At 59.9% G+C, this 22,589-nt stretch carries 24 protein-coding genes; 12 read left to right on the forward strand and 12 right to left on the reverse strand.

Annotation, left to right across the window (positions count from 1 at the left end):
- The first annotated feature begins 152 nt into the window (after positions 1 to 152).
- The gene (locus Q666_RS40290; protein WP_023002706.1) at positions 153 to 2,117 is read left to right on the forward strand and encodes a methyl-accepting chemotaxis protein; all 1,965 of its coding nucleotides are present in this window, start codon (positions 153 to 155) and stop codon (positions 2,115 to 2,117) included.
- A 2-nt stretch (positions 2,118 to 2,119) separates the two neighbouring features.
- Here the strand turns inward: Q666_RS40290 and Q666_RS40295 are convergent, their stop codons facing one another.
- The gene (locus Q666_RS40295; RefSeq protein WP_353607844.1) at positions 2,120 to 3,295 is read right to left on the reverse strand and encodes a glycosyltransferase family 4 protein; all 1,176 of its coding nucleotides are present in this window, start codon (positions 3,293 to 3,295) and stop codon (positions 2,120 to 2,122) included.
- An 86-nt stretch (positions 3,296 to 3,381) separates the two neighbouring features.
- On the opposite strand from Q666_RS40295, the gene Q666_RS40300 reads away from it, so the two are divergent.
- Complete coding sequence (locus Q666_RS40300; protein ID WP_023002708.1) at positions 3,382 to 4,167, forward strand: alpha/beta hydrolase; 786 nt, start codon at positions 3,382 to 3,384, stop codon at positions 4,165 to 4,167.
- A 10-nt stretch (positions 4,168 to 4,177) separates the two neighbouring features.
- On the opposite strand, the gene Q666_RS40305 is transcribed toward Q666_RS40300, so the two are convergent.
- Positions 4,178 to 4,819 carry a DNA-3-methyladenine glycosylase gene (locus Q666_RS40305; RefSeq protein WP_023002709.1) on the reverse strand — a complete coding sequence of 214 codons (642 nt, stop codon included), beginning with the start codon at positions 4,817 to 4,819 and terminating at the stop codon, positions 4,178 to 4,180.
- 127 nt (positions 4,820 to 4,946) lie between these two features.
- On the opposite strand from Q666_RS40305, the gene gluQRS reads away from it, so the two are divergent.
- Complete coding sequence (gene gluQRS / locus Q666_RS40310) at positions 4,947 to 5,831, forward strand: tRNA glutamyl-Q(34) synthetase GluQRS (RefSeq protein WP_031270105.1); 885 nt, start codon at positions 4,947 to 4,949, stop codon at positions 5,829 to 5,831.
- A 12-nt stretch (positions 5,832 to 5,843) separates the two neighbouring features.
- Here the strand turns inward: gluQRS and Q666_RS40315 are convergent, their stop codons facing one another.
- The gene (locus Q666_RS40315; RefSeq protein ID WP_023002711.1) at positions 5,844 to 6,818 is read right to left on the reverse strand and encodes an AEC family transporter; all 975 of its coding nucleotides are present in this window, start codon (positions 6,816 to 6,818) and stop codon (positions 5,844 to 5,846) included.
- A 176-nt stretch (positions 6,819 to 6,994) separates the two neighbouring features.
- On the opposite strand from Q666_RS40315, the gene Q666_RS40320 reads away from it, so the two are divergent.
- Entirely contained in the window at positions 6,995 to 8,158 is a 1,164-nt protein-coding gene (locus Q666_RS40320; protein ID WP_023002712.1) for a hybrid sensor histidine kinase/response regulator, read from the forward strand.
- Between the two features lie 19 nt (positions 8,159 to 8,177).
- On the opposite strand, the gene map is transcribed toward Q666_RS40320, so the two are convergent.
- From map to Q666_RS40335, 3 genes are all read right to left on the reverse strand, one after another.
- Positions 8,178 to 8,948, reverse strand: coding sequence for a type I methionyl aminopeptidase (gene map / locus Q666_RS40325; RefSeq protein WP_031270106.1), 771 nt, complete (start codon positions 8,946 to 8,948; stop codon positions 8,178 to 8,180).
- A gap of 1 nt (position 8,949) precedes the next feature.
- Entirely contained in the window at positions 8,950 to 9,156 is a 207-nt protein-coding gene (locus Q666_RS40330; RefSeq protein ID WP_023002714.1) for a ParD-like family protein, read from the reverse strand.
- A 117-nt stretch (positions 9,157 to 9,273) separates the two neighbouring features.
- Positions 9,274 to 9,951 (reverse strand): 2-hydroxychromene-2-carboxylate isomerase, encoded by a 678-nt coding sequence (locus tag Q666_RS40335; RefSeq protein WP_228932301.1) that lies wholly within the window; start codon positions 9,949 to 9,951, stop codon positions 9,274 to 9,276.
- A gap of 81 nt (positions 9,952 to 10,032) precedes the next feature.
- Here Q666_RS40335 and Q666_RS40340 point away from each other — a divergent pair, with 81 nt between their 5' ends.
- A complete protein-coding gene (locus Q666_RS40340; RefSeq protein ID WP_031270108.1) occupies positions 10,033 to 10,893 on the forward strand; it encodes a phosphatase PAP2 family protein in 861 nt (286 codons plus the stop codon).
- Positions 10,894 to 10,901: 8 nt separating this feature from the next.
- Here the strand turns inward: Q666_RS40340 and Q666_RS40345 are convergent, their stop codons facing one another.
- A complete protein-coding gene (locus Q666_RS40345) occupies positions 10,902 to 11,162 on the reverse strand; it encodes a hypothetical protein (RefSeq protein WP_023002717.1) in 261 nt (86 codons plus the stop codon).
- 120 nt (positions 11,163 to 11,282) lie between these two features.
- Positions 11,283 to 11,741 (reverse strand): low molecular weight protein-tyrosine-phosphatase, encoded by a 459-nt coding sequence (locus Q666_RS40350; RefSeq protein WP_023002718.1) that lies wholly within the window; start codon positions 11,739 to 11,741, stop codon positions 11,283 to 11,285.
- 134 nt (positions 11,742 to 11,875) lie between these two features.
- Between Q666_RS40350 and Q666_RS40355 the strand changes: the two genes are divergently transcribed.
- Complete coding sequence (locus Q666_RS40355) at positions 11,876 to 12,175, forward strand: 4a-hydroxytetrahydrobiopterin dehydratase (protein WP_023002719.1); 300 nt, start codon at positions 11,876 to 11,878, stop codon at positions 12,173 to 12,175.
- A gap of 32 nt (positions 12,176 to 12,207) precedes the next feature.
- Here the strand turns inward: Q666_RS40355 and Q666_RS40360 are convergent, their stop codons facing one another.
- A complete protein-coding gene (locus tag Q666_RS40360; protein WP_031270111.1) occupies positions 12,208 to 12,441 on the reverse strand; it encodes a sulfurtransferase TusA family protein in 234 nt (77 codons plus the stop codon).
- 286 nt (positions 12,442 to 12,727) lie between these two features.
- Between Q666_RS40360 and Q666_RS40365 the strand changes: the two genes are divergently transcribed.
- Both Q666_RS40365 and Q666_RS40370 read left to right on the forward strand, forming a co-directional pair.
- On the forward strand, positions 12,728 to 13,525 hold the full coding sequence (locus Q666_RS40365; RefSeq protein WP_161633277.1) for an ABC transporter substrate-binding protein: 798 nt from the start codon (positions 12,728 to 12,730) through the stop codon (positions 13,523 to 13,525).
- A 56-nt stretch (positions 13,526 to 13,581) separates the two neighbouring features.
- Positions 13,582 to 14,133: a DUF924 family protein gene (locus Q666_RS40370; protein ID WP_031270113.1), complete on the forward strand. Its 552-nt coding sequence runs from the start codon at positions 13,582 to 13,584 to the stop codon at positions 14,131 to 14,133.
- A gap of 100 nt (positions 14,134 to 14,233) precedes the next feature.
- Here Q666_RS40370 and Q666_RS40375 read toward each other — a convergent pair whose 3' ends face one another.
- Complete coding sequence (locus Q666_RS40375; protein ID WP_031270115.1) at positions 14,234 to 16,045, reverse strand: amidohydrolase family protein; 1,812 nt, start codon at positions 16,043 to 16,045, stop codon at positions 14,234 to 14,236.
- 678 nt (positions 16,046 to 16,723) lie between these two features.
- Between Q666_RS40375 and Q666_RS40380 the strand changes: the two genes are divergently transcribed.
- From Q666_RS40380 to Q666_RS40390, 3 genes are all read left to right on the forward strand, one after another.
- Positions 16,724 to 17,062, forward strand: coding sequence for a P-II family nitrogen regulator (locus Q666_RS40380; protein WP_006938248.1), 339 nt, complete (start codon positions 16,724 to 16,726; stop codon positions 17,060 to 17,062).
- A 20-nt stretch (positions 17,063 to 17,082) separates the two neighbouring features.
- Positions 17,083 to 18,447 carry an ammonium transporter gene (locus Q666_RS40385; protein ID WP_023002725.1) on the forward strand — a complete coding sequence of 455 codons (1,365 nt, stop codon included), beginning with the start codon at positions 17,083 to 17,085 and terminating at the stop codon, positions 18,445 to 18,447.
- Positions 18,448 to 18,755: 308 nt separating this feature from the next.
- A complete protein-coding gene (locus Q666_RS40390) occupies positions 18,756 to 19,976 on the forward strand; it encodes an ammonium transporter (RefSeq protein WP_031270117.1) in 1,221 nt (406 codons plus the stop codon).
- A gap of 88 nt (positions 19,977 to 20,064) precedes the next feature.
- Here Q666_RS40390 and Q666_RS40395 read toward each other — a convergent pair whose 3' ends face one another.
- Together Q666_RS40395 and Q666_RS40400 are read right to left on the reverse strand one after the other, a co-directional pair.
- Positions 20,065 to 20,748, reverse strand: coding sequence for an HAD family hydrolase (locus Q666_RS40395; RefSeq protein WP_023002727.1), 684 nt, complete (start codon positions 20,746 to 20,748; stop codon positions 20,065 to 20,067).
- A gap of 70 nt (positions 20,749 to 20,818) precedes the next feature.
- Entirely contained in the window at positions 20,819 to 21,643 is an 825-nt protein-coding gene (locus Q666_RS40400) for an ABC transporter permease subunit (protein WP_023002728.1), read from the reverse strand.
- A 447-nt stretch (positions 21,644 to 22,090) separates the two neighbouring features.
- Here Q666_RS40400 and Q666_RS40405 point away from each other — a divergent pair, with 447 nt between their 5' ends.
- A complete protein-coding gene (locus tag Q666_RS40405; protein ID WP_023002729.1) occupies positions 22,091 to 22,576 on the forward strand; it encodes a hypothetical protein in 486 nt (161 codons plus the stop codon).
- The last annotated feature ends 13 nt before the right edge of the window (positions 22,577 to 22,589 follow it).

Genomic DNA, 22,589 nt, shown 5'->3' on the forward strand with positions numbered 1-22,589 from the left:
GAATGATTGAGTGCGTAGAAGTATAAACCTCTGGTTTAGAAGATTAGTCGGCTCAGTATTCAAGTTGCGTAAAGGAAAATTAATGGCTTGAGCGTTTTCTGGGCACACTGTGCAAGGCTCGACAAGAGCTGCCCCAAAAAAACGAGACCATTATGAAGTTCTTTGCAGATCTGCCCATCGCGGTGCGTGTCGGAGCGCTGTCCGCAATCGCCGTGGTTGCCATTGGCGTATTGCTTGGCACGGCGCTTTACAGCCAGCAAATCGTGTCGCACGAAATCGACAATCTGGCTGAATATTCGCAAATGGACTTCAAGGTGTCGCAGGTTCAGGCTCATGCCCAGAACATGCAGCGCAGCCAGAAGGACTTTCTTTTGAACAAGGACCTGGCCTTTGTCGAGGAATACAAGGCCGAGTTCGAGAAAGCCCAGAGCAACCTGAACGATGTCGATACGAAGCCGCAATCGGCTTCCATCAAGGATAACATCGCCAAGCTTCGCGATGTTCTTGACCAGCACAAGGCAAAGTTCGACGCTCTGACCAGTGAGCTTACCCGAATGGGGCTTGATGAAAGCACCGGGCTGCAGGGGTCTCTGCGCACTGCCGTGCATGACGTGGAAAGCAAGCTGGATGCCGCCAATCTGGATGCCTTGACCGTCAAGATGCTGATGATGCGCCGTCATGAAAAAGATTTCATGCTGCGCGGTGACGAGAAATATATCGGCAGGATCAGCGAACGGCGGGCTGAATTCGCAGATCTGCTGCCGAAAAGCGGGTTGCCCGACGCCGAACAGGCGGAAATCGGCAAGCTGCTGGATACCTACCAGGCCTCCTTCCAGGCTTATGCCGAATTGTCCCTGAAGATTGCTGCCGACCTGGCCGAGATCGAGGCAATCTACGCCCAGGTTGCTCCGGAATGGGCGGTGATGTCAGAAGCGGCCTATGCGGGCAAGCTGGCCGCCGGGGAAACGCTGGACACTGCCCAGGCCTTCTCCAAAACAACATTCCTGACCGTCTCCGCCATCGCGCTGGTGCTATCCATCGGGCTTGGCTGGCTGATCGGCCGCAGCATTACCAGGCCGGTGAAAACGCTTACCGGAACCATGGGAACGCTCGCTGGCGGATCCATCGACATCGACGTCCAGTACACCGACCGCAAGAGCGAGATCGGCAGCATGGCCCGCGCCGTGGAAGTTTTCCGCGCCAATGCCGTCCGGACCCGCGAACTGGAAGCGGAGCAGAAGGAACAGGCAGCAAGAACCGCCGCCGAGCAGAAGCGGATGATGATGGAGCTTGCCGATAGTTTCGAAAGCTCCGTTGGTGAAATCGTCCAGGCGGTATCGTCCTCGTCGTCCCAGCTGGAATCGAGCGCAAGTTCCATGAGCGCCACCGCCGAGCAGACCCAGCAACAATCCTCGAACGTTGCCGCGGCAGCCGAGCAGGCATCTGCCAACGTTCAGACCGTTGCCTCCGCAGCCGAAGAGCTGTCGTCGACGGTTTCGGAAATTTCCCGACAGGTCGCCCAGTCTTCAAATGTTGCTGCCACGGCAACGGCGGAAGCCAAGAAGACCAACGACCAGGTTCAGGGGCTCGCCGAAGCCGCTTCGCGCATCGGTGAAGTGGTGAAGCTTATTTCCGATATCGCCGAGCAGACCAATCTTCTGGCGCTCAATGCCACCATTGAAGCGGCCCGTGCGGGCGAGGCCGGCAAGGGATTTGCCGTCGTTGCGTCGGAAGTGAAGGAACTGGCCAGCCAGACGACCAAGGCGACCGAGGAAATCTCCCAGCAGATTTCCGGTGTCCAGTCGGCGACCCGTGACGCGGTCTCTGCTATCGACGGCATCACCAAGACGATCTTCGAGATCAACGAGATTGCCGGCGGGATCGCGGCGGCTGTCGAAGAGCAAGGCGCGGCAACCACCGAGATCGCACGCAATGTGCACGAAGCTTCCACCGGTACACGCGATGTGACCCGCAACATCAGCAGCGTCAGCGAAGCAGCCACCCAGTCGGGGCATGCGGCGGAAGAGCTGCAGGCGGCGTCCGGCACGCTTGCGAGCAATGCCCGGGCGCTTCAGGCGGAGGTCGACGGCTTCCTGGCACGCGTACGCGCCGGCTGAGATCAGGTGCCCAGCAGGCCGGCATAAACACCCAGCGTGCGGGCGCACATGGTTTCGACCGAGAAATTCTGGCGGACATGGGCGAGAGCCCGGTCCGCCATTTTGTTTTTCTCGTCCACGTCCTGGCCCAACACACGGACAATGGCGTCCGCCAGAGCCTGAGGGTCGCCCGGTGCCACCCGCCAGCCGGTACGTTCGCTTTCGGCCGCATCGGGCGGGGAAAGGACGGTTTCAGGTACCGCCCCGAGGTTGGAGACGATCACAGGCACCCTTGCGGCCTGTGCTTCGACTGCCGCCCGGCCGAAGGCTTCCGGTTCGACAGAAGCAACAATCGCAATGTCGGCCAATGCCATGGCGGCGGGAACGTCGGCGCAGTGACCGACGATCCGGACCTTGTCCTGCAGGCCGTTGTCGGCAATCAGCTTCTTCAACTCCGCCAGATATCCGTCACGACCCTGGGCGTCGCCCGCCAGAATGGCGATCGGGTCGGACGGCAGCCTGTCTTGCAGAAGCGCCATCGCCTCGATCACGACGCGCTGTCCCTTCCAGGCGGTCAGCCGGGCCATGTTGAGGAGTATTGGCCGTCCCATCGGGATGCCCCACTGGTCCTTCAATGCCTGCAGCCGCAGGGCGCTGACATTGTCGGGTAGCAGGCCTTTCAGATCGGATCCGCGCTGGATGACGGTGATCTTGCCTTTTGCGAACGGGTGCCGGTCTTCGATCAGCCCGCATATGAAATGCGAATTGGCAATCACCGCATCCCCCCGCGCCATGACCGAATTGTACCAGCTCTTCAGTGCATTCGACTGGTTATAGGTGCCGTGGTAGGTGGTCACGAAAGGGGTTCTGGTGCGCCGTGCGGCCCAAAGGCACGACCATGCCGGGGCCCGGCTGCGAGCGTGAAGCAGGCTGACCTTGCGTGTGGTCACGATGTCCGCCAGCCTGGCTGCATTCTTCCAGAGGGTTGCCGGGTTCTTCGACTTGACGGGCAGGACAATGTGTTCCGCGCCAAGGGCTTCCAGTTCCGGCACCATCTGGCCGCCCTGGCTTGCAACGAGAGCCTTTCCACCGGCTTCCACCACAGCTTTGGCAACGTCCAGCGTCGTGCGCTCGGCGCCACCGGAGTTGAGATCCGGGATCACTTGCAAAATCGTGGTCTCAGAAGGCAGATGAACCAAATCGGATCTCCGGTGAACTGGTCAAGGCGGGGCGTCTGTGCCAAATGGCATGAACAGAAAACATCTATCAGAACGAGAGCCTTAATATGGGTGATTCCGAACCGCAATTCATCCAGATTGGAAAAAACGACGCGAAACGCCGGATTGCCGTGCGGAACGCGCCGGGTTCCGGGGCAAGTTCGTTAGCCGGCATCTTGTGGTTGTCCGGGTTCAAGTCGGACATGTCCGGGACAAAAGCCGAGGCATTGGCCGAGGAGGGGGCACGAAACGGGCAGGGTGTGGTGCGGTTCGACTATTCCGGCCATGGCCTGTCGGAGGGTGATTTTGAGAATGCCTGTGTTTCCGACTGGCTGGAGGAAGCGCTTGCCGTTTTCGATGCTTGTTGCCCGGGCGAAACCGTGTTGGTCGGCTCCTCCATGGGCGGGTGGCTCGCCTTGTTGCTGGCGCTCGCCCGCAAGGACACTGGCCGTATCAAGGGGCTGGTTCTGATTGCTCCCGCGGTTGATTTTACCGAAGAGCTGATGTGGAAGCAGCGCTTCAGCGATGAGATCCGTGCCGCTATTCTTGCCGATGGCCGCTGGGAGCAGCCTTCAGCCTATAGCGACGCGCCCTATGTGATCACGCGCAAGCTGATCGAAGATGGCCGCAATCACCTTCTTTTAGGGGCGCCGCTTCATCTCGGCGCTCCCGTTACGATCCTGCAGGGCGCGCAGGACCCGGATGTGCCGGAAAGTCATGCACGCCGCCTGGTTGAGGCCTTGCCGCTGGACGATGTCACCTTTTCGCTGGTGCCGGATGGCGATCATCGTCTGTCCCGGCCGGAGGACATCGATCTTCTGTTGCGGGCCGTTGCGGACATGTCGGCCCGATAGGGGCCACACCCTAGACCGGCAGGGTTTCCCGGCCCTGTTTTTTCACCTTGTACCAAGCCCAGAAGAGACGGGCGGCGACAGCACGGTGCGGTGCCCAGGCCTCGGCGATGACGTCGAGCTCTTTTGGTGCCGGACGTTCTGCCAAGCCGAGGGACTCCTGAACCGCGACTTGCAAGGCCAGGTCACCACTCGGGAAGACATCAGGATGTCCCGCGCAGAACAGCAGGAAGATATCCGCGGTCCAGCGGCCGATGCCCTTTATCTCGCATAATGCGCGGTGGGCTTCATCCGCCGGCGCCTGTGCCAGATGAGCAAGGTCGAGACCATTGCCGCAAGCTTCCGTCAGCGCGCGCAAGGTCCGGATTTTCGGTCGGGACAGGCCGGCGTCTGCCAGTTCCTCGTCGGTGAAGGTTGCCAGGTTTTCTGCCGTCAGCGGCGCAATCAGCACCTGAAGGCGCGCGAAGATGGCAGCCGCGCTGGCAACCGACACCTGCTGTCCGGTGACAATCTGTGCAAGACCTTCAAAATCGGCCGCGCGACGGCGCAAGGGGATCGGGCCTGCTGTTCCAGCAATTTCCTGCAGGCGCGGGTCGAGACGGATCAGCGCCTTGAGACCGGCTTCGATGTCTTCTTCGGTGGCAATCGGGGTCATGTCGGCGGGGCTTGTCCGGATATGTCTTGAACTGCCGGGCGATACTGTCTCTTGCGCGGCGGCTGGGGAATGATAGGTAGGACTTCACTCATCAGCCCGCTCCGCGTCAACAGCCTTTGCCGATCTCATGACCCAGCCCGTATTCCGCTTTGCTCCTTCACCCAATGGGCACTTGCATCTGGGGCATGCGCTTTCGGCTCTCCTGAATGCGCGTGCAGCTGTTGCGCTCAGTGGCCGGTTTCTCGTGCGGGTGGAAGACATCGACCAGACCCGGTGCACACCGGACCTGGAACGGGAGATGTTCGAGGATCTCGCCTGGTTGGGCGTGCCGCTCGATGAGCCCGTGTTGCGCCAATCGGAAAATTTTCCGCAATACCGGGCAGCCCTGGAAAAGTTGCAGGACATGGGCCTGGTATATCCCGCCTATCTGACCCGTGCTGAAATCAAGGCGTTCGTTTCAGCCAAGGAAGCCAATGGAGAAAGCTGGCCGCGGGATCCTGACGGTGCGCCGCTTTATCCTGGCGATGCCGCGGTTCTTTCGCCGGAAGAGCTCAGGAGCCGGGCGGCCAGCGATGCGCCGTTCTCACTGCGTCTCGACATGCAGCGCGCCCTCGCGCAGATCGGAAGGGCGCTGTCGTGGCAGGAAACGGGGGCGGAAGGCGAAAGCCTGTTTGCCGAACCTGTCGCGGTGCCTGTCGAGGCGGCAGCGTGGGGTGATGTTATCCTTGCCCGCAAGGACACGCCGACGAGCTATCATCTGTCGGTGGTGGTCGATGATGCCAGGCAGGGCATCACCGATGTGCTGCGCGGACAGGACCTTTATCACGCAACCAGCGTGCACAGGGTCCTGCAGGAACTGCTCGGCCTGCCGTCACCGGTCTACCGGCATCACAGGCTCGTCCTGGGGGCGGACGGACGCAAGCTCTCGAAGTCCAGCAAGGACACCAGTCTCCGGTCGTTGCGTGAGGCCGGCATGACCCATGCCGAATTGCGCAAGAGGATCGGGCTCTAGCGCGTTCAGGGATTAGCGCAGGCTCATGCCGAACCAATGGTCCAGGAACCAGATCCACAAGCTGGCTGTAACGATGGCGCAGAGCGTGGTCATGGTAATCGCATTTGCGGACATGGAATGGCCAGTGCCGTAGCGGTTGGCGAAAATATAGGCGTTCACACCTGTCGGGCAGCTGGCCGTCAAGGTCGCAACGGCTGTCCACAGAGGCGGCAGGTGGAACACGAAAGCCCCGAAACTAAAAACGACGATCGGCATGAGCAGCATCTTGATGATGCTGAGGATCAGTCCTGGCACGATATTGCCGCGCATGCCGTATTGCACGAGGCTCATGCCCAGTGACAGCAGTGACAGAGGCAGTGCCGTGGCGGCGATGCGGCTGATAACGTCGAGACCGATCTCCGGCAGCTCCAGGCCTGTCTGCCGCCAGATAAAGGCGGCGACGATGGTGACGACGAGGGGGTTCTTCACCAGGCTTTTTCCGGCTCCCATCAACAGTTGGGAAATGGGAGGGGAGGCCGTGCCGTTGTCGATCGCAGCTGCCCGCTCCATCATCACCGCCATCAGCACTGTCATCGTGGCCAGGTGGATCGAGATGATCAGCAGCAGCGGGGCCAGGCCTTCGTCGCCGTATACCGAGGCGACCAGCGGCAGTCCGACCAGAATCGTGTTGGCGAAGGCGGCGGATATCCCGCCGATCGCGCTTGCCCGGGCATCGCGGCCGAAACCCTTGCGAATGATCAGCGATCCGAGCAGCCAGGCAAAGCCGACGCCGATGAAGTAGGTTGCCCAGAGCGCCAGCGGAACACCCGCGCTGAGGTCAGCGCCGATCAGCGATCGGAAGATCAGCACCGGGATCGCCACGATATAGACGAACTGCCCGAGTGCTTCGCTGATGCTCTGGTTCAGAATGCGGGTTTTGGCGAGACAGTAGCCAATGCCGATCAGCAGGAAAACCGGGGCGACGATCGTAAGTGTTTGAGCAAGCATCTATGCGGCAACCCGAAGGCTGTTTCCGGTTGATTTGGGACTGGGTGCAGGTGGATGCCGGTCTGGATGGACAGCGGCCACACGGCAAGGTAAGCAGAATTTCGACCAACTTGGCTTTTTGGCGCGTGTCTGGCAAGCCCGGTTGAGACCCATTCAGGCGAAGGATCTCCGGCCGCATGGCAAATCATGACGAGGACAGCGTCAAACTTGCGCTTCTGGCCCACGATCTCAGAACGCCGCTTGCAGCCATGCGCCTGACGGCGGAACTGATCGGCACCGGTCCGCTGAACGGGACACAAAAAGATCAACTGTCGATCCTCATTCGCTCCATCGATGCACTTACGCAAATGACGGGCGAGCTTGTCACGGCTGCCGAACCGGGATCGCAAGCGGAAACAAGACCCAGTCGGATCGCAGATATCGTTTCGGAAATCGCCGACCTTTTCCAGGTCGCGGCCGAAGCAAAAAACCTGACCTTGACGCTGAAAATAGACGACGAGGCCCGCGAGGCGGTTACATCAAGTGGTGGGACACTGCGCCGGGTGATCACGACATTGCTGGACAATGCTGTCAAATACACTGCTGAGGGCGGGGTCACGGTCGAGGTTCGCGCAGCCGGCCACAAATCGGAGGATGCATCCGGTCAGGGCGATCCGTCCTCCATTCTGATTTCCGTTGCAGACAGCGGCCCCGGCATCGAGCCTGAAGAAGGTGCACGGCTGTTCCGGCCCTTCGTCCGGGGCCGGCACGGCCGGGAAACCGCGCCTGGAACGGGTCTTGGTCTTTGGGGGACGGCACAGTTCGTCCGGGACATGAATGGCCGGTTGACACTGGCGCGTTCCGAGACCGGCGGCAGCCGGTTCAACGTGGAAATTCCGCTCGGCGAGGGCGATGACGGCCTGTTGCAGGCCGAGGCAGACCAGCATGGAACGTCGGAAACATCCGAAGATGCGTCTGTCACCGGGCCCTTGTCGGCGCATGTGCTTATTGTCGATGACAACGAGACCAATTGCCGTCTGCTGGCAGCGCTGCTGGAATCCTTCGGCATTTCGTCGGAGGCCGCCAGATCGGGCGAGCAGGCTGTCGGTCTCGTTCAAAAGAGCGACTTCGATGCCGCGTTGCTCGATCTGCACATGCCCGGCATGAGTGGTGTCGAAACGGCCGAGGCGCTCGGATCTCTGCGCCCGGACCTGCCGCTGATCGCCGTGACGGCGGCTCTGGAGTCTGTTGGCGACACGCGTTTGCGGGATGCAGGGTTCCGGGAAATCCTGACAAAACCCCTGTCACCTGCCGCCCTTTTCGAGGCGATGAAACTGGCGAGCGGACGCAGAGCGGGCTGAGGGCCACACCTTACGGCCTCTATGCTGTCAGGGCAGTTTCATCTCGGCGCAGGGTCAGAACCTCGACACCATCGGCGGTAACGGCGACCGTGTGTTCGAACTGCGCCGACAGCTTACCGTCTTTGGTCACAACCTTCCAGCCGTCCTCTTCGGTTGAAACCCGGCTGGTGCCCTGGTTGATCATCGGCTCGACGGTGAAGACCATGCCTTCGCGCAATCTCATGCCCGTTCCGCGCCGTCCGAAATTCAGCACATTGGGCTCCTCGTGCATTTCACGGCCGATGCCGTGCCCGCAATAGTCGCGCACCACCGAGTAACCGTTCTTCTTGGCGTGTTTTTCGATTGCATGGCCGATATCGCCCAGATAGGCGCCGGGCCTTACCTGCTCGATCCCTTTCCACATCGCTTTCTGGGCAACACGCACCAGCCGCCTTGCGGCCGCACTGGCGTTTCCGACGACATAGGTCTTGCTGGAATCGGCAATGAAGCCGTCCTTTTCGAGCGTGATATCCAGATTGATGATGTCGCCGTCGCGGATGATCTCGTTCCGGTCCGGAATGCCGTGGCAGACGACCTGGTTGATTGAGCAATTCAGCACAAATTCAAAGCCGTATTGCCCCTTGCTGGCCGGACGGGCGGCAAGGTCCTCGGTTATGAAACGCTCCACCATGTCGTTGACGGCGAGTGTCGACATTCCGGCAAGGTCAACACCATCGAGCATCTCGAAGACGGAGGCGAGCAACCTGCCCGAGTTGCGCATGAGTTCCAGTTCTTCCGGGGTCTTGACCATGTCAGGCAACCGCCGCATCTGCCGAGGGAGCCTGCGCTGCTTCGAGCTGCATCTTGATGATGTCGCTGAAGGACAGGGTCGGGTTTGCCTCGGCGAGCATGCCGATCTTCATCCAGAATTCGGCCTGCGCATTGATGGAGCGGCACATGACGGTGCTGGCTCGGCGGATTTCCTCGTGCAGACCCTCGTCGATCTTGACGATGCCCATGACTGTCTCCCGAAATGGCTGGTTATATGAAACGTATATGTTTCGTATATAGCCTTCGATCTCGGGTCCCGCAAGCCGGGTTTTGAGTTGGGATGTCGGATGAATGCGAGGCGGTCTTCAGGCGTCTGTTTCAACCAGGTTTCCGGCTGCCTCGAGGGCCTGTTCCAGCCGATCGTCGCCCCAGTAGAGGTCTCCGCCTGGAATGACGAAACTCGGTGCGCCGAAGATGCCGAGTTTCTCGGCTTCGGTAACGGCTGCGCGCAGACTTATCTTGTTTTCCCGGCTGTGGGCGGTCGACAGGGCCGTCCGGGCCGGAGCGCCGATTTCCAGCAGCAGTTCGGCCATCAGGCTTTCGTCGGCGATGTTCAGTCCCTGTCCGAATTCAGCGATGAAGACCGCACGGGTAAAGGCCCCTATCCAGGGCTGGTTCTGTGCTGCGTGTGCGATCCTGGCGGCCAGCAGTGCGTCCTGGGGAAAGGGAGACGGCAAGGTGAACGGCAGGCCGTATTGTCTGCAAAGCCTTTCCATGTCGCGCCACATGTAGTGGCCCTTGGCGGGATAAAGGTTGAAGGGAGAGGTTGGCCAGCCCTGCTTCTTGAAGATCGGACCGAGCAAAAATGGCCGCCAAGCGATCTCAACGCCATAGTCGCTTGCAAGCGTTTCGATCCGCATGGCCGAGAGATAGCTGTAGGTGGATGCAAACTCGTACCAGAATTCCACCACCGGTTTCCGGTCCTGCCGCAATGACACTATATTCGTGCCGGTAGGGGCCGCAGGCGGCTGACTGTTTTTCACATTCCGCATCTCCGCAAAATCTGAACCGGCCGGTTTCAGGAAGGGATTGGATCGGGCAATTGGATGCGTTAAAGAGCAGCCATGACGCAAACCCAGCCCCAGCAGCATAATCCCAAGACCGGACTGAGCAAACTATCCATCTGGTGCATTAACCATTCGATGGTGTGCGTTGGGCTCTATATCTGCCTTTTGTCCCTGTTCTTTCTGGCCTTTCCCGGCGTCGATCTCTGGGCGAGCGGGCTTTTCCATTTTGGCGATGAGGGCTTCAAGGCCGAGAACGTCGCGTTCTTGCGCGATGTCCGGCACCTTGGACCGTTTCTTGTCCGGGTGATCGCCATCGTCTGCGTGGCGGTTCTGCTCATCAAGCTGCTGGTGCCGGGCCGTCAGCCGCTGATGCCACTGCGTCAGCCGGTGTTCCTGCTGTCGACGCTGATCCTTGGACCGGGGGTTCTGGTCAACCTGATCCTGAAAGACAACTGGGGCCGCCCGCGGCCCCGCAATGTCGAGATCTTCGGTGGGGATCTGCCGTACCAGCCGGTCTGGAAAATCTCGAACTATTGCGACAGCAACTGTTCGTTCGTGTCCGGGGAAGGGTCGGCTGCCATGTGGCTGGTGGCGGCAATTACCATGCTTGTGCCAGCAACCTGGCGCAAGGGCGCTCTCGTCTTTCTGATCCCGCTCGGCCTGATCCTGTCAGCCAACCGGGTGGCTTTCGGCGGGCACTTCCTGTCCGATACGCTGTTGTCCTGGGGCGTGACGCTGCTCCTGATTCTGGCGATCCACCATCTGCTTTATCGCAAGACCCCTCCGCTGGTGAGCGATCGCCAGCTTGACGAGTGGTTCACCGTGAAGGGGCGGCGCTTGCAGCGGGTGTTGCAACGGCTGGCGGTTCGGGTCCGACGGGCACTTCGCGGCATCGGTCGCGTTTTTGCCGAACGCTGACAAACACCCTACTTCTTGCGTGGTCTCGTGCGTTTCAGGATGCGGGCAAAGCGCAAGGGCGAGCGGTCTTCCACCCAGGTAATGGCATCGTTGAGCGGCGGCGTCTTGCGTCTGCGGCTGCGCAGCATGCGTGCCGCACTCCGGTTCGTGCCGACAATGACAATCATGCCGAGCGCAAGCAGGGGGACGCCGGTCGGGATCGGCAGCCAGACCGTTACCAGCCCGGCCAGGATCAGCGCGGCCGCAAGAGACCACCACAGAATTTTCATTTTGGTGCCAAGGAAGTCGTGCAGGTCAGACACCCATACACCGGTGTCTGAGACGGATTTATGAACCCGTGCCCGGCAATCCCCGGCTTGTCGTGTGGTCAAGCAGCGTGCCTGGCATTGTCAGGCGCTCGTCATCAGGTCCTGAAAGAGACTTTGACCACCAGTGCGCACGAGCTGGTACACCTGTTCAAAGCCGTCCGGGCCGCCGTAATAGGGATCGGGAACATCCTGCGGCGGTCTGTTCAAAAGCAATCGTAGCCGGGGGCTGCTCGCTCCGCCCATGCGCTTGAGGGCCGCGAGATTGTCCCTGTCCATGGCGACGATGGTGTCGAAGCGGCGGAAATCATCTGCCCGCACCTGCCGTGCCCTTTGGGCGGAGATATCGACCTCATGCCGCGCGGCTATGTCGATGGAGCGTGGGTCCGGTGGATTGCCGATGTGCCAGGCACCGGTTCCCGCGCTATCGACCACGAAACTGTCTGCCAGCCCTGCCTCCTGCACGATGTCGCGGAAAACGCCTTCCGCAAGTGGCGACCGGCAGATGTTGCCAAGGCAAACGAAGAGGACGGCGTGGGGCAAGCGGGTTATCCTTGAAACAGGCGCCAAGCGGATGCTGGCAGCCCGCCATTGGGCTGACACAGAACTGGATTAGGTGCACGACAGGCAGGCGGCTCGTTTTCGAGCCGGGCCGTTACACAAAACAGGAGGACCAGATGGTTGAACGACTGAAGCCGGAAGACCGCGCCGCCGGATTGAACGATCTGCCGGGCTGGCACATGTGCGAAGACCGGGAGGCGATATCGAAATCCTTCAAGTTTCACAATTTCCGCGAAGCCTTTGCCTTCATGACCCAGATCGCGCTGGTGGCGGAAAAGATGAACCACCATCCCGAATGGTTCAATGTCTATCGCAGTGTCGATATCACCCTGTCGACCCATGACGTTGGCGGGCTCAGCAAACTGGACCTCCAGCTCGCGGCGGATATCGACAAGATTGCCGGCAAGATGCAGTGACGCTTAAAGCCGGGTGCTGATCGTTTGTTGATCTAGCCGCCCTTGGTCAGCACGAACCGGTGGCCGCCCTCCATGCGCTCTGCTTCCAGCAGGGTATGGCCCTGCTCGTTGCAGAAATGGGGAATGTCGATTTCCGCCATCGGGTCCGTGGTCAAAACCGTCAGTTGCTCGCCGCTGGATAACCGGGTGAGGGCCTTGCGGGTCTTGAGCACGGGCAGCGGGCATTTCAGGCCCTTCAGATCGAGTGTCGTTCCGGTCGTCAACAAAGTCTCCGTTTCAGGGGCGCCGGTGGCGGGTCGAAATTTCTTCCCTTTGTTGGCCATTCATACAAGATTAGGAAGTCAAAACTAGCCTGATTTGCCGGTGTCATCGGGGTACAGGGATGAAAACCGTCCCAGGCGGCAGGCCAGGTGGGTCCGGTTCCGGAATGACGGCTGTCGCAAAGGCGCACCCGCAATCCGCCGGCAGGGTTTAACTGCGAGAAACAGCTTTTTCAAAGGCGCGGGACGATTGCATGGTGCAGGAATGAAAGCAGGACTCCGGAGCGCAATCATGCTTGCGGCCGCGGCCCTTTCGCTTGTTGCCGGCCCGGCAAAGGCAGACCCAGCCGAAATCCAGATCGTCACCCAGAGTTTTGCACCGCTGCAATGGGACAACGCGGGCAAGCCGGACGGTTATGTCACGGCCTATATGCTCGAAGTTGCCAGGCGGGTCGGGGAAACAATCCCGCTGAAGATCGGCGCTTACGAATTCCTGCCTTGGAAGCGGGCAATGCTCCTGGCCGAAACCATGCCGAATGTGCTTTTTTTCTCGCTGTCGCGAACGCCGGAGCGAGAAGATAAATTCATCTGGCTGGGCGAAGTCTCGCCCTATGGGCAGAATTTCTACCAGCTCTCGACCAGACCGAAGATCAAAGCCGACACGGTCGAGGACCTGCGTGATCAGAAGGTGCGGATCGGTGTTCAGGACGGCTCCAATCTTCTGTCCCACCTCAAACAGCTCGGGTTCGAGAAAACCGGGAACCTGGTGCCGATCACCGATTTTCACCAAGGTATCGAGATGCTTTACCTGGAGCGGATCGATGTGCTGCCGCTGACTGGGTTCCTGGCAGAGGCGAGCGCCTGCAAGCAGGGATATGACGGCGGCCTCCTGCAGCCGGTGGTCTTTGTCGAAGCACTTGCCAACCCGCTGTGGGCCGTGTTCAGCCAGGGAACGGATCCCGCGCTGGTCGAGGCGTTCAGGCAGGAAATGACCGCCCTGAAGGACAGTGGCTTTCTGGATGCCCAGACACGGCAACACCAGGTCAACTGGCAGACATTGGCCTGCGGCGCGTTGACAGCGGGCAAGTGAAGCTGGCAGGAACGGATCGCACCCCTTCCACTCCTTCATCTCCGGAAATTGCCGCCATGACAGACCAGCCGATCACCTCCCTCGACGTTCTCGATTTCTGGTGGAACGCCGGGCCGGCGAAATGGTTCGCAAAGGACGACAAGTTCGACAAGTTGTGCCGGGACAGGTTCCTGGCCGCTATCGAGGATGCGGCTGAGGGCAAGCTCGATGGCTGGGCGGATACGGCCGATGGTGCGCTCGCGCTCCTGATCCTGCTTGACCAGTTCCCGCGCAATGTCTTCCGCGGCAGTCCCAAGGCTTTCCGGGCGGACCCGAAGGCCGTAGAGGTCGCCGAACAAGCGCTTGATCGTGGTTTTGACAGGGCGTTTCCCAAGGAGGCGCGCGGCTTTTTCTACCTGCCGTTCGAGCACGCAGAAGACATGGCGCATCAGGAAAGGTCTGTTGACCTGTGCCGCGTCCTTGGCGACACGGAACTCTATCACTACGCGCTGATCCACCTCGACGTCATCCGCCGCTTCGGCCGCTTTCCGCATCGCAATGCCGTTCTCGGCCGGCAATCGACACCGGAAGAGATCGCCTACCTGGAAAGTGGCGGCTTCTCAGCCTGAGGATCTGCCCGGGAGCTGCTTCTGCGGTTGAGGCATTGACCGAGTTGCCCTGTCTTCAGGACGGCCTTCGGAGGCCGTCCCGACGCAGCATGCGGTCTGCTTACTGATTGGAAACGCCGCTCAAGCCGTCATACATTGCATGCATCAGATGATGCGCTGCTTCCGGATTGCCGAAGACCGGAAATTGCGGGGAGAGGTCGCCCCGACGGCTGTCTTTCTGTGCGTCATAGACCAGATTGCCGCCTTTCACTGTCCCTTCGATCTTTATCCCGGCCAGCTTCTCCGGATCGATCGCCGTCGGGTCTTCGGACAGCAGAACGAAATCGGCCAGCTTGCCGACTTCGATCGACCCCTTGTCGTTTTCCTCGAATTGTTGCCATGCGGGCCAGATGGTCATGGCTTTCAAGGCGGTCATGACGTCTACCCGCTGGCTCGGGCCAAGGATGTCGCCCGACCGGGTGCGCCGTGTGACCGTCGCTGAGAGAATACGCATGCTGTCCGGGAAGGCGACGGGCGCATCGTGATGGGAGCCGAACTTCATGCCGCGTTCGCGTACCCACCCTGTTGGTGAAATATTGTCCGCGTTCACCGGGCCGACCGTGTGGTCTCTGTGCCAATCGCCCCAATAGAAGGTGTGCATGGGGAACAGGGACATGAAGACGCCAAGCCGCTTGTAGCTGTCCACCTGGTCTTCACGCAGGAACTGGCCGTGGATGAGCACCGGCCGGTTGCCGGGGTCTCCATATTTTTTCTGGGCCGCGCCAATGGCGGCAATCAGCATGTCGGAGGCGCCTTCGCCATTGGCGTGCGTGATGATCTGGATGCCGTTTTCGTAGCACCAGTTCACGGCGTCCTGAACCTTTTCCATCGTCACCGAAGCATAACCGGCATAACCGGGAGGATAATCGCCGACGGGATCGTAGTAGGGCCGGTCTCGCAAGGCGGTAAAGCCTTGCGGTGAGCCGTCGATTGTCAGCTTGCATCCGCCCACGCGCACTTTGCCTTCATATTCCCGCGAAACATGCTGGGCGATGTAATCCTTCGCTTCGAGCACGTCGGGATAGGCGATAACGTCCACCGGAAGACCCTTGTCCGCGTCGACCGCCTTCAAGGCTTCGACCACCGCCCCGGAAGAGCGGCCATCCTGCGCGGTCGTATATCCGTAGCGCATCCAGAGGTCTGCTCCGGCTTCTGCGAAAGCAGACAGTCCTTCCGGCCCCAGAGTTCCGAGCAGCGGGATGAGCACATTGAAAAAGGCATATTCTTCAAGAACGCCATTGGGAGTTCCATCCGATGTGCGCTGAATGACACCGCCTTCCGGATTTTCGGTCGAAGCGGTGATCCCTGCGAGTTCGAGCGCCTTGGAATTGGCAACACCGAGGTGGCCTGACTGATGCACGATCACGATCGGGACTTCCGTCGAGACCGCGTCGAGATCCTCACGTGTCGGATGGCGGAGTTCGGCCAGTTGTGCGTTGTCGTAGCCGAAGCCGATGATCATCTTCACCTTGTCGACTGTCGCAGCGTTCTTCTCCGCCCAGGCTTTCAGCGTTGCCTGCAAGCTGGCGATATCCGTGACGTTGCCATCCGGCGGCGCAAGCAAGTTCGCCGAAAGGGCCTGAATTCCGCCCATGACCACGTGTCCGTGGCTATCCACGAACCCCGGTAGCATCGTCCGGCCGTTCAAATCGAACGCCTCCGTCGTTTCGCCTTTAAAGGCCGAAATATCGGCCAACGTTCCTGCCGCCAGTATTCGCCCGTCTTTCACCGCGACGGCTTCAACCTTCGGCTGACTGTCATTGATGGTCAGGATGGGGCCGCCGGAATAGATGGTGTCGGCCACGTCCTGCGCGCTCGCAAGACCCGGCAAGAAGGAAAGGGCGATGGCCGCTAGCTTGGCACTGTGTCTCATTTCTACCTCTGCCGGTTGGTCCGTTGGGGTGGGGTCATTGAAAAGACAGAGCAACTAATGGCTGCATCTGCCGGGGTTACTTCTGAAAAGTATACTCCAGGATCCCGAACAAGCTCGAACTTATTCGATGTGGCGGCTCTTACTCTGGAGGGGTGGGACACAGGCGTGCAGCGCCAGTCTTCCACCTGGAACCTGAGATACGGATTGTGCCTCCGCACCGAGACGGTAGCTGCTTTCGCGGCGGGCTGCCGCCGCGATGGCGAGGCACGGCCGTTTGCACTGCCGTAACTTTGTTGACCGGTTCAGGTGCCGCATTTTTATGCGAGGAGCGAATGCCGGTCTTTTGTGCACAATTTTTAACCTCGAAAGTGTGCTGTGTGTAAAAAATAGGCAGAAAAACTGCCTGAAAAGCCGTCATCCCATTTATGCCACAAAGTTGGCTCCGGCGTTTTTTGCACTGCAAAACCGCGGGATTCCGCGAAAGACTCTCCGAAAAAGCCAAGTTGGCACGGTCCTTGATTAGTAAGAGCTGACACCGGCCCGGGGCCACGACACGTGGTGAAGCCGAAGACCTGAGAAGATCCTTCCAGAGGGGGACAGAACCAGGCGCAGTTTCCGGGGTGGTAGGCCGAGCTTCTTCGACGGGAAGGGGCGCTAAGAAGGGGAATGGAACGAGCAATGAAAATAGTGATGGCCATCATCAAGCCGTTCAAGCTCGACGAAGTGCGCGATGCCTTGACCAGCATCGGCATCCAGGGGCTGACGGTGACTGAAGTGAAGGGCTATGGCCGCCAGAAGGGGCACACCGAAATCTATCGCGGCACCGAGTATGCCGTCAGCTTCCTGCCGAAGCTGAAGATTGAAGTCGCTGTGGATGCCGCCTCCGTCGACAAGGTCGTCGAAGTGATTTCCGGCGCTGCCAAGACCGGCCAGATCGGGGATGGGAAAATCTTCGTCCATTCGATCGATCAGGTCGTGCGCATCCGTACCGGCGAAACCGACGCCGAAGCTCTGTGATTTAGGTAAGGAAACGTATCATGAAAAAACTTGTCGCTAAGGGCGCGACGTCGCTGGCTCTGCTGAGCCTTACGGCTCTGCCGGTGCTTGCGCAGGATACCGAGGCTGCCGCTGCAGCTCCAGCCGCAGTCTCTCCCGAGGTTGCCTATATCTTCAATACACTGCTGTTCCTCATCGGTGGTTTCCTGGTCATGTGGATGGCCGCCGGCTTTGCAATGCTTGAAGCCGGTCTCGTCCGCTCCAAGAACGTTTCTATGCAGTGCCTGAAGAACATCACGCTCTACGCCATCGCAGGCCTGATGTTCTGGATCACCGGCTACAACCTGATGTACACCGGCGTTGACGGCGGTTTCATGGGTTCCTTCGGTCCTTACGCGTTTGACGCCGTCGGCGGCGACGCACTCGACACCGGTTACTCCACGGCGTCCGACTGGTTCTTCCAGATGGTCTTCTGTGCGACCACCGCGTCGATCGTGTCCGGCACGCTCGCCGAGCGCATCAAGCTGTGGCCTTTCCTGGCTTTCACTGTAGTCCTGACGGGCATCATCTACCCGATCACCGGTTCCTGGGAATGGGGCGGCGGCTGGCTCAACGGCGAAGCCGTGAAGGCTATCGGCGGCGCTGAGTTCTCCGACTTTGCCGGTTCCACTCTCGTTCACTCCGTCGGTGGCTGGGCTGCTCTGGCCGGTGCGGTTATCCTTGGTGCCCGTAAAGGCAAGTATGGTGCGGATGGCTCCGTGCACCCGTTCCCGGGTTCCTCCATGCCGCTCGCAACCCTCGGCACGTTCATCCTGTGGCTGGGTTGGTTCGGCTTCAACGGTGCGTCCCAGCTCGCCATGGGTTCCATCGGTGACGTCTCCGACATCTCCCGCATCTTCGCCAACACCAACATGGCTGCTGCTGCCGGTGTCGTCGTCGCGGTTGTTCTCACCCAGATCCTCTACAAGAAGGTCGACGTGACCATGGCTCTGAACGGCGCTCTGGCAGGTCTGGTTGCCATCACCGCAGAACCGCTTGCACCGAGCGTGTGGGTTTCCGTCTTCGTCGGCGGTGTCGGTGGCGTGATCGTGGTCTTCGCGGTTCCGATGCTCGACAAGCTGAAAATCGACGACGTCGTTGGCGCCATCCCGGTTCACCTGCTGGCAGGTATCTGGGGCACGCTCATCGTACCGCTGTCCAACTCCGACGCTTCCTACGTCACCCAGCTGATCGGTATCGTTTCCATCGGTGCGTTCACCCTGGTCGTAAGCTCGGTGATCTGGTTCGTCCTCAAGGCCACCATGGGTATCCGGGTGTCCGAGGAAGAAGAGGCCCTTGGTCTCGACAAGGTCGAAATCGGTGTGGAAGCCTATCCGGAATTCGGAACCGGCTCCGGCCGCCTCTAAGGCAGCGCCGACAAAAATCTCCCAGGCGGTCTATTGGCTCAGACCGCAAACTTGGAAAGCCCGGGGGCAACCCCGGGCTCTTTTTTTGGACAGTTGCCCTGAGTTTCTGTTTTTGCCTAAAAAAAATGCGAATGATTACAAAATAATCGATCTACATGTTCCCTTTGGTGGGGCCTCCAAAGGTTTCGATTAAAAAATCGGCTGATTCCCGGGTCTTTTTTGAGCTTTTGCCCGTTTGGCATGCAGTTTGAATGCTGTGCGCTCCGAAACGCAAAAACAAACGGCAAATTGCCTATCTGGGGGTCAAAATGAATGAAACCGGGGTCGGGGCGGACGTCTTTTTCGTCCTTGTGGGAGCTATTCTCGTTTTCGCCATGCACGGCGGCTTTGCTTTTCTGGAAGTCGGCACCGTCCGGCAAAAGAACCAGGTCAACGCGCTGGTAAAAATCCTTGTCGACTTTGCCCTGTCGACAGTGGCGTATTTCTTTGTCGGATATGCGGTTGCCTACGGCACCACGTTCCTGGTGAACGCGGCGACCTTGTCAGGTGGTGGTGAAGGCTTCGAACTTCAGGGTCTGAGCCTGGTGAAGTTCTTCTTCCTCACAACATTTGCCGCCGCAATTCCGGCGATCATCTCCGGTGGCATCGCGGAACGCATGAAGTTCTGGCCGCAATGCCTGGCCACAGTTGCCCTGGTCGGTATCGTCTATCCGTTGTTCGAGGGGCTGGTCTGGAACGGCAATTTCGGATTCCAGGGCTGGTTGGAAGCGACCTTCGGCGCGCCGTTCCATGACTTTGCGGGTTCCGTGGTGGTGCATGCGGTCGGCGGCTGGATCGCGCTCGGCGCCGTTCTGCTGCTGGGTGCTCGCATGGGCCGTTACGACCGCAACGGCCGTCCCATCGGTATTCCGCCCTCATCGCTGCCCTGGCTCGCCATGGGATCCTGGATGCTTTGTGTCGGCTGGTTCGGTTTCAACGTGATGACGGCTGCCTCACTTGAGAGCATTTCCGGTCTTGTGGCGATCAACTCGTTGATGGCAATGGTTGGCGGCATTCTTGTGGCGCTGGTCGTCGGCCGGAATGATCCGGGCTTCGTGCACAACGGTGCGCTGGCCGGTCTCGTTGCCGTCTGCGCCGGTTCGGACGTCATGCACCCGATCGGCAGCCTGGTTGTTGGAGGCGTCGCCGGCGGCGTCTTTGTTATCGGTTTCGAGATCTGCCAGAACAAGTTGAAAATCGACGACGTTCTGGGTGTCTGGCCGCTGCATGGCATCTGCGGAGCGTGGGGTGGTATCGCCGCTGGCTTCTTCGGGCTCGAGGCCCTGGGCGGCCTTGGCGGTGTATCTCCCGTTTCGCAGGTTATCGGTACGGTCCTGGGGGCGGTCTACGCCCTTGGGGCGGGTCTTGCCGTCTATGGTATCCTGAAAGCGACGATGGGTCTGAGGCTGTCTCAGGAAGACGAGCACCGCGGGGCGGATCTTTCGATCCACAAGATCAGCGCAAATCCGGAACACGATCTCGGGCGCTAGAATGGCCTGCCGCGCGCCGGCTAACGGCGCGCGGATCTCTCAGGAGCATTCGGGTTCTGTCAGATTTTTAGATCGACCCAAAACAGCCTCAGGCTGCTGTGCTTTCACTGATCAGCAGAGCGGCCAGGTTGTCATGGCTGTCGACGACCCGATGTGCACCGGCGCCAAGCAGCTGTTCCGCGTGGCCATCGTGACAATGACCGCCGCCGACAAAACCCCAAACCGTCATGCCGGCGGCAAGGCCCGCCTTCACGCCGTTGACACTGTCTTCCACGACAAGCGCGGCTTTCGGGTCTACACCCAGCTTATCCGCCGCGAACAAAAACAGATCGGGCGCGGGTTTGCCGTTGGTTACCTGCTCGCCTGAATAGATATGCGGCTCGAAGTAAGGGAAGAGCCCTGTGTGTTGAAGCTTGTGGGTCAGCCGGTGCAGGCGGGAGGAGGAGGCGACGGCACGTGGGCCGTCATGGGCTGCCAGCAGCTGTTTGATGCCTTTGATTTCCGCCAGTTCGCGGTCGATCCGCGCCTGGGTGGCAGCGTCCAGATCCGGTCCGAATGTTTCAGGCAGCGGTCCCTTGCCAAGGGTCTGGTAATCCGCGTCGAGCGCCGCCCAGAAATCCGTGCTGCCCAGGCCCTGGAACCGGTCCATATACTCATGAAGCTCGTACTTCAGGCCGATCCGGGCCAGATGTTCGCGTTCGACATCGACATAGATGATTTCCGAATCCACCAGAACGCCGTCACAGTCGAACAGGATCGCTTCAAATGCCATGGATGAGGTGCCTTTCGGGTCGTTCTGGAAAAATTGGGGCAGGGACCGCCGGTTTCAATGCCGGATGTCGTCAGTGTGAGCCGTCGAACAGGCCTTTAACGACTTGTCGTTGAAACAATATGACAAGCAGGGCCGGAGGCACGAACGCGAGTACCGCCAGCATCAGTCCGCGCAGGCTGGAATTGCCGAAAAACTGCATGCCGCGCACCAAGGTGTAGGTGCTTTCCTCCGAGGTGACCATTACCGGCCACAGATACTGGTTCCAGCCGTTGACAAACATGACCAGGAACAGCGCGGCCGCTGTCGGCGCCGACAGGGGAACCAGAATGTCCTTGAAGAACTTCAGCGGACCAGCGCCGTCGATCCTGGCCGATTCCAGCAGCGCATCCGGAACCGTCATGAGGAACTGGCGGAAGAACAGCGTCCCAAGGCCGGAGGCGACCAGCGGCAGGATGAGGCCCGCACGCGTGTTGACGAGGCCAAGTTCGACGGTCACGGCATAGGTCGGCAGGAACCGGGATTCCAGAGGCAGCAACAGGGTCAGCAGAAGCACGGCGAAGATGGCGCTGGCAAAGCGAACCCGAAAATAGATCAGTGCATAGGCTGTCATGAGGGACAGAACGACCTTCAGGGTCGCAAATCCAGCGCCCAGCAGGAAGGAATTCCACATCATCGACAATGCTGTGACGTCACCGGAAAAGCCCGCGCCGGTCTGCAGAAAGTGTCCGTAGTTTTCCAGCGTGCCACTGCCCAGATCGAGCCTTGGCCGGACCCTTCCGCCCTCATGGGTGGTTGCGGCGAAGATCGAATAGACAGGCAGCGTCATCACAAGCGCGCCGCCGATCAGGATCAGATGATCAAGAAGCTGGGCCTGCCAGCGCCGCCAGTTGGGCATATGAGACTGGTTCCTCAAATCGTTCCGAAGTAACCGGGGCGTGCTGCGGGGACGGAGCGGGGAAATCTCGACGTTGCCGGGGCAGGCGCCAAGACAGTTCCGCAGTGAGCAAATGCCCGGTTCAGACCCGTCGGTGAGACGGCGGCGAGGATCGCCGGGTGCAGAGTATTATGGATTGTGACGGGCGAGGGCAAGACGCAATTCGGTCTGCCTGCAGGTGCCCTGGCGGGAGACAGGCTGGTTGGCCGGGCCGGAAAAGACCTCGTCCGATGACGTAGCGTTCCGAAAGTGCTGCTATTTTAGGAGGGGGGCGTTCTGGAAGTTGTTTTTACCCCGATCCTGTCCCTTGAGTGACAGGGAGCAGTTCTTCAGGCAATATTTCGCGGTATTACGAGACTTTCTTCATCCTGAAAGCCATGTTGCACATTTGGTGCCGGGGGGCGCGATATGACACGGATACTTCTTTATAATGGTGAGCTTGATTTTTTGACGCGGGGCTATATGGCCGCGCATTCCGGTTACAGCTATTCCTCGACCGATGAAATTCTGGGTCATCTGGTTCAAAACGCGCCATCGGGTGGCTTCGGCGTGGTCGAGTTGGTCTTTCACAGCGGCGTTCCCGGTCAGGTGACCCTTCTGGATGCAGACTGCGTAGGCGGATTCACGGCGGCCAGTCCGGTCGGGATGGTGTCGCATAGTTCCGGGATGGAGAACTTCTGGAGAACGCTGGGCCAGTATATCCGCCCTGGCGGCGTTCTTTCCCTCAATGCCTGTTCGATCGCGGAGGGGCGCGCCGGCGGGCACCTGCTTCGGCATCTCTGTCGCGCCATCGGTGGTGGCAAGCGGGTTTGCGGTGGGCTGGGCGACCAGACCTCCGGTGTCTTCGAGTATAACAACGCCTCGCTCATGCGCGGTTATCCCTACTATTTTTAAGACCAGAGGGTTC

The organism is Labrenzia sp. C1B70 (genome assembly GCF_000475395.1).
Classification (GTDB): Bacteria; Pseudomonadota; Alphaproteobacteria; order Rhizobiales; family Stappiaceae; genus Roseibium; species Roseibium algicola.